Genomic DNA, 5,848 nt, shown 5'->3' on the forward strand with positions numbered 1-5,848 from the left:
GGCCCGAACTGATCGACGGCTGCCTCGCCGAGACCGGACTGATCACGGGATTCACCGAGATCAGCCCGCCAGACACTGCCAGTTCAACCTGAGTAGATAGGCGTTTTATCCGGCAGCAAGTGGGCCACGAGTGCGACAGCTCGACAGCCGTATACACCCACGTCAGCGACGACTTCATGAACACTGCTCTGGGTAACGCACTCAACCCGGCGTTCGACGAGGCGCCGACCGGGAAGGACCGATGATGGCCGCCAAGCTCGACTACCGCTGGCACCTGCGTCACCTGATGGCGGATCACGGCATGTTCTCCACCACTGACCTCTTGCCGCCGCTGGCAGCGCGCGGCATCAACCTGTCTTCCAGCCAGGTCTACCGCCTCGTCGTCGAGCGCCCCGAGCGCCTCAGCCTGAAGATCCTTATGGCCCTGCTGGACATCCTGGACTGCACGATGGACGACCTGATCGAACCTGTCGCCGCAGCCGGCGCCGCTCAGAGGCCCAAGAAAGCCGCTGCAGGCGGGACAGCCGCTGAGAGCATCGGCGATCTGCGGCCCAAGCGGGCCAGGATCGCCCCGGTGGACCAGTGACCGACACCATCGACGAGGCCCTGGCGGACCCGGTGGGCCTGATCGTGCGGCTGGTCTCGACGGTCGAACGCAGTTTGGACGCCGCCCGGATCCACGACGTCGTCGTCGATGTCGCCGGCGGGCGCGCGAAACGCCGTCGGCTGGCTCAGCTCCTCGCTGACTGCCCGCAGGTGCTGACGACCGGCGGGCCGCCGGTCGCATGGTCGGTGGGACAACTTCTGCGAGGACTGCGGGAGGCCGGCGCGACCTCGATAGCCGCTCCACGGTGCGGTGAATGCGGACGAACACTGACCTACATGATCAGCCGACGGGGATACCTGCTCTGCTCGGCATGCCGAGACACGGCCCAGACCTGCGCCGCCTGCGGAGACCAGCGGCGAGTCTCCACCCGCGACCGTCACGGCCAGCCTCGCTGCGATCAATGCCCCGACGACCAGGGCGACCCGACGGTGCTGCTGGCACAAGCCGTCGCCGCCGTCTCACCGGGCTTCGATGCGACCGACGTCATGGCCGCACTGGGCCGGGCGACGGTCCGCCCGACCGGGCAGCGTCGGCTGGCCTGGGCGATCGTCAACCGGCCCTCCCTGCTGACCGGCGCGGGCAGCGACGCCCCCACCCCGGCGGTGCTGCGTTTCATTGACGAACTCCTCGCGGCGGGTGCGAGTAACATCGCGCGGCCCTCGTGCCCGCGCTGCGGTCGGACGGTGGCGCTGTCCAAGCTGCTGGACGGGCAGCGGGTCTGCCGCACCTGCTTTGCGCACCACCGGGCGGTGCCCTGCGCGGGTTGCGGATCGGTCCGCGAACCGGCGACCCGAGATGCCGAGGGCCGCCCGCTGTGTCCGAACTGCCTCAGCAGCAATCCGATCAACCTCGAAGACTGCCGCGGCTGCGGGCGCCGACGGCGCGTCGCGGCCCGCACTGCGGACGGCCCCTGGTGCCAGCACTGCCGGCCGCACACCACCGCGACCTGCGGGATCTGCGGGCGATCAGCACGCTGCGAGATCTCCGCCGCCAGCGGCGAACCGTGGTGCGAGCGGTGCCAGTCCTGGTGGGCCCGCTGCAGCGGCTGCCACACCACAGCCTCGATCCGCGGCGGCACACGCAAGGCACCGCTGTGCGCGAAGTGCCTCAATCCCGACCCGGACTTCTGGGAACGCTGCCCGATCTGCAAAACCACCTGGCAGACCAGCGCGCACCGGCCCTGCCACCGCTGCACTCTCACCCAACGCGCCGACGAGGTGTTCGCCGGCCCCGACGGGTCCGTTCGCCAGGAACTGGCCCCGCTACACGCCGCATTGATCGGCATCGACCGACCGGTCACCGCAGTCGCCTGGCTGTCGCGCCCGGTCGTCGCCAGGCTGATGAAGGAGATCGCGGCCGACCAGCGCGCGGTGACCCACGACGTCCTCGACGAGCTCACGGCCGGCAAGACCCTCGACCACCTGAGGGCCGTTCTCGTTGCCGGAGGCATACTGCCCGACCGCGACGAGCGCCTGGTGAAACTCGAACGCTGGACCTCCCGGACCCTCGCATCCCGTGACGATCACGAAGAACGAGCGATGCTGCACCGCTACGCGGTCTGGCACCACCTACGACGCCTGCGCGGGCGCCTCGGCGCCGGCCACGCCACGCACCTGCAGATGGCCAACGTCCGCAGCCACATCACCGCCGCCGTCAACTTCCTGGACTGGCTGTCTGGCAGAGGTCTGACCCTCACCACCTGCACCCAGCCCGACCTGGACCAGTGGAAAGCAGGCGAGGACCTCAGCTACCGGGACCAGACCGGCCACTTCATCCGCTGGGCGACCAAGAACCGGCTGGCGAAGGGGCTGACCTTCGGCGCCGAGCGCTGGCAGGGCCCTGTGGGCCCTCACGACTCCGAAGGCCGGTGGGACGACGCCCGCAGGCTCCTCCACGACGCCACGCTGACCACGGCCGACCGGGTCGCCGGACTGCTCCTGCTCTTCTACGCCCAACGGCTCAGCACGATCAGCAGCCTCACCGTCGATCAGGTCACAGAGGCGAACGGCCGGGTTTCGATCCAGCTGGGAACCTCCCCGACCGTCCTGCCCGAACCGCTCGCCGCACTGGTCCTCGACCTGATCGCAACACGCCGCCCCTACACAGTGATCGGACACGCCGATCAGACGCCCTGGCTGTTTCCAGGTCAACGCCCAGGCCAACACATCAGCGCCGACCGGCTCGGCCTACGGCTGATCGCCGTCGGAATCCAACCAGGCCAGGCCCGGTCCACCGCCCTGTTCGCCCTCGCCGAGGAAGTCCCGGCCGCGATCCTGGCCCGCATGCTCGGCATCCACATCCAAGTCGCCGTCCAGTGGCAGAAGGCATCGGCCGGCGACTGGGCCGCCTATGCCGCCGCCGTCAGCCGCCGTTGACCACCCAGAACGAGCGGGTGGAACGGCAGCGGGAGCGGCTTCTTATCCTCGAAGGGCGGATAGGGCTCTACGGGGTGGCGGCGTCGGACGACGGGGAAGCGGGCCACGGGACGGTGGTCTCGGCTGCGACCTCGTAGTCGACGCCGGGAACGTCCCAGCCGTAGAGCTGGCCGACCTGGTCGCGGAACCAACCAGTGTCCGCGCTGGTGGCAATGGTGTCGGCGTCGACCTGGTCCCACACGGCGCGGACGGCAGCCTGAACCCCGGGGTCCATCTCCCAGTCGTCCAGCCGGATGCGGTCTTGGTCGTCCAGGTCGAGTTCGGCGTCACCGGCGAGCTGGTTCCACAAGGCCGCTGCCTGGTCGACGGTGGCCTGCCAGCTGTCACCGGTAACGCGGTGAAGGATGCTGGTGTAGAGCGCGATGCTTGGGATGGCGGTGGAGGCCTGGGTGACGGCCGCGCCGGCGACGACGGTGTAGGCGTGGCCTGTGCCCTTGAGCTGGGTGTTGATGGCGCGGGCGGTTTCTTCCAGGTGCTGCTTGGCGGCGCCGATGGTTCCGGCCCGGTAGATGGGGGCGGTGATGTCGGATCCGACGTACGAGAGGGCGACGGTCTGGAAGCCGTCGGCGAGCAGGCCTTTGGACTGCAGGGTGTCGATCCACATCTGCCAGTCGGCGCCGCCCATGACCTGCACGGTCGCCTCGCGCTCGGCCTCGTCCGCGGCCTGCAGGTGCAACTCGCCGATCCGCGGGAGGCCGTCCTCGAACACGAGGGTTTTGGCCTGGTAGTCGGTGCCGAGCGGCTTGATGACGGAGTGGTGGACCTCCCCGGTCAGCGAGTCCGTGCGACGCGGGGCCGCGATGCTGTAGACGAGCAGGTCGATCTTGCCGAAGCGGGCGGCGAGCTGGTCAGTGGCCTCGTCCTTGACGCCCTCGGAGAAGGCGTCGCCGTTGAGGAAGGTGAAGTCAGCGCCGGCCTCGGCGGCGAGTTCGGCGGTCCGCGCGGTGCGGTACCAGCCCGCGCTGGCGGTGCGGCGCTCGGTCGCGGTGGACTCGAAGGCGATGCCGAGTCCGCGCATCCGGTGGGTACGCAGGCCAACCAGGGTCGCAGCCAGTCCGTAGCCGGCGCTGGAGCCGATGACGAGGGCGACCGGGCCGGGCCGGCCGCCAGCGGAGTCTGGTAGGTGCTGCCACATGCGGTCAACCACCGTCTTGCAGCCGGTCGGATGGCTGTTGACGTAGAGGTAGCCGCGGTTACCTGGCTTGATCTCGCGGAGGCTCACTCGGGGGGGTCCTTCGGGTGCGGGGAGCGTGGTCTCCGCGGCAGTGAGCGGTTCCACGCAGCGGCGGATGTCGTCGACGGTTTCCAGCTAGCCGGTGGCCTCGTCGGGGATGACGATGCCGAACGTGCCCTCCAAGGCGGTGACCAGGCGAGGCTGTCGATGCCCCGGGTCTCGTTCTGGATGAGCCCTGCTCATATCCTCGGTGAGCGTGGCCCAACCGGTGATGGTGATCTTCGCTAGAAGTGGCCGCAGATTCTTGTCGGTGTCCTATTCGGTCATGTCACACCGCCTGACGGGTCTGGACGCGGGAGAACAGCGCCTCAGTGGGGACCGCCGGCATGCTGCTGGGGGCGGCGGGCCGACCAGTGCGGGGCCACGGGCTACGGCAGTCGGCACCGCCGGAGCCTGTTGAGCAGCGGGAGTTGGGGTATCGGTCGCGGCGATCTCCGCCCGCAGCGGCGGCGTGCAGGCCCGGGACCTGGACCGACATCACGAGTTCAAGTTCAGTAGCGCCTGGCATGTCGCGGACCACGCCGCCCTGGCTCGGGCTCCGACTTCGATGCCGTCCTCAGGCCAGGATTACTCCCTCATGCACCGATCATGGCACGGGAGTGACAGGCATTCAGAGGGTTCCAATACCCGACTCCACCATTAGGCACATACGCCTCGGGTTTCCCTGACGATCTGGCGTTCGAGCGGTGGCTGTCCCGACTGGAGGACTTGCAGGACTCAGACCGGCGTCTGAAGGCCGGCGAGCATGTCAGCGGCCCCGCCGCGGGCACCTATCGATCGCGGGTCAGCGGAGGGGCGAGGAAGTTCGCCGGGCGGGTCCTGAGGACCGGGGCGGAGGCGAGACACGTCATGGCGAACGCCTCGCTGCAGATCTACCCCGGTAGGGGAATGACCTGCGTGTTCACCGCCGCGACGGCACGCTGCGAGCTGAATCCCTCCCTCGACGACGCACGGGTCACCCCGGACACCGAGGGCTGCCACCCGGCCTGCGTCAACATCTGCCGCACCGAAGACAACATCGACGAACTGCGAACCGAAGCAGCCGAGTTGAGGGCCATGGTCGTCGACGAGGCGAGTCCGCCGATCCGCTGGGAGCGTGAGCGCCGACGTTTGGCCCAGCTGGACCGGCTGATCGAGGAACACGAGCGTGGACGCATTGGAGGAGACGCGCGGTGAAGGCCGAGCAGGAGCCGCCACAGGAGTTGTGCGTCAAGCTGCGGGCTGCTGCCGACCGGCTACTGGCCGGCACCCCACTGCATTCCTCGGGCAAACTCACCATCCTCGACCTGGCTGAGGAAGCCCAGATCAAGCGGTGGCTGCTGACGCACAAGTATCCGGATCTCCTAATGGCCAAGTATCAGGCGGAGTTCAAGGCGGCCCAGCACAGGCCTCGATGTTTCATCACGTCACTGTTGATCGGTGACTGTTTGTCACGGCATGGGAAAGGTGCCCTGCCACCTGCGATGATCCGGCTTGTCTAGGGTCAGATCGTCGGCGGGGTGGGGGCACCTTTCACGTGCAGGGTAGCGAGTGGGCGCGGGGTTTGGCGATGTCGGGGGACGGCAAGGGGCA

General features: G+C 68.7%; 5 protein-coding genes. 4 read left to right on the forward strand and 1 reads right to left on the reverse strand.

All coding sequences use genetic code 11. From position 1 onward, the window contains the following. Window positions 1–244: 244 nt before the first annotated feature. Together ACZ38L_RS38100 and ACZ38L_RS38105 are read left to right on the forward strand one after the other, a co-directional pair. A complete protein-coding gene (locus tag ACZ38L_RS38100) occupies window positions 245–586 on the forward strand; it encodes a helix-turn-helix domain-containing protein (RefSeq protein WP_465702493.1) in 342 nt (113 codons plus the stop codon). Then, window positions 583–2,982: a site-specific integrase gene (locus ACZ38L_RS38105; RefSeq protein WP_465702485.1), complete on the forward strand. Its 2,400-nt coding sequence runs from the start codon at window positions 583–585 to the stop codon at window positions 2,980–2,982. The genes ACZ38L_RS38100 and ACZ38L_RS38105 overlap by 4 nt, the downstream gene beginning before the upstream one ends. 67 nt (window positions 2,983–3,049) lie before the next feature. Here the strand turns inward: ACZ38L_RS38105 and fabV are convergent, their stop codons facing one another. Beyond that, a complete protein-coding gene (fabV, locus tag ACZ38L_RS38110) occupies window positions 3,050–4,264 on the reverse strand; it encodes an enoyl-[acyl-carrier-protein] reductase FabV (protein ID WP_465702487.1) in 1,215 nt (404 codons plus the stop codon). A gap of 861 nt (window positions 4,265–5,125) precedes the next feature. On the opposite strand from fabV, the gene ACZ38L_RS38115 reads away from it, so the two are divergent. Together ACZ38L_RS38115 and ACZ38L_RS38120 are read left to right on the forward strand one after the other, a co-directional pair. After that, window positions 5,126–5,452 carry a hypothetical protein gene (locus ACZ38L_RS38115; RefSeq protein ID WP_465702489.1) on the forward strand — a complete coding sequence of 109 codons (327 nt, stop codon included), beginning with the start codon at window positions 5,126–5,128 and terminating at the stop codon, window positions 5,450–5,452. Then, the gene (locus ACZ38L_RS38120) at window positions 5,449–5,757 is read left to right on the forward strand and encodes a hypothetical protein (protein WP_465702491.1); all 309 of its coding nucleotides are present in this window, start codon (window positions 5,449–5,451) and stop codon (window positions 5,755–5,757) included. The genes ACZ38L_RS38115 and ACZ38L_RS38120 overlap by 4 nt, the downstream gene beginning before the upstream one ends. The last annotated feature ends 91 nt before the right edge of the window (window positions 5,758–5,848 follow it).

The sequence above is a fragment of the Kitasatospora sp. NPDC024654 genome, from assembly GCF_055559155.1.

Excerpts from the sequence above, each read along its gene's own strand:
- ACZ38L_RS38115 (WP_465702489.1), top strand. The coding sequence starts at position 5,126 with ATGGCGAACGCCTCGCTGCAGATCTACCCCGGTAGGGGAATGACCTGC.
- ACZ38L_RS38100 (WP_465702493.1), top strand. The coding sequence starts at position 245 with ATGGCCGCCAAGCTCGACTACCGCTGGCACCTGCGTCACCTGATGGCG.